Source organism: Actinoplanes rectilineatus, assembly GCF_000962825.1.
Lineage (GTDB): Bacteria > Actinomycetota > Actinomycetes > Mycobacteriales > Micromonosporaceae > Actinoplanes > Actinoplanes rectilineatus.
In genome coordinates this window covers 1-351 of sequence record NZ_JZKF01000259.1, presented here as the reverse complement: position 1 = coordinate 351, position 351 = coordinate 1, and the positions used below count along the sequence as shown (strand labels likewise).

1 protein-coding gene is annotated in these 351 nt (G+C 67.5%); it reads left to right on the top strand.

Annotated elements, in window-relative coordinates:
- Nucleotides 1–139: M12 family metallopeptidase (locus WH85_RS54355; RefSeq protein WP_425394705.1), on the top strand; the 139-nt coding region annotated here is incomplete at its 5' end.
- Nucleotides 140–351 lie beyond the last annotated feature (212 nt).

Here is a 351-nt window from a genome sequence, read left to right as displayed (position 1 = left end):
GCATTACCCGCGGACCGCGTTCAGTGCCAACGGCCGGCCCACGATCGTCCCGGTGGACCCGGCCGCGACGATCGGTCAGCGCGCGGCGCTCTCGGCGGGGGACATCGACGGGGTTTACCGGATTTACGGGGTGGGGTGACCCCGCCTTTGCCTTCGGGGGGGCAATGGCAGCCACCCCTCTTCCGCGGGTGTGGATTTCAAGTCGTCTCGGGAAACGACCCGCACTTTCAGTCTCCCGCGGCTGGGGAGGTCAATCCCGCAACGGAACGGACCCTCACTTTCAGCACCCGGCGGCCGCGCGGAGCGGAGGGAAGAAAAACCGCCTGTCAGATCTGACAGGCGGTTCAGGTG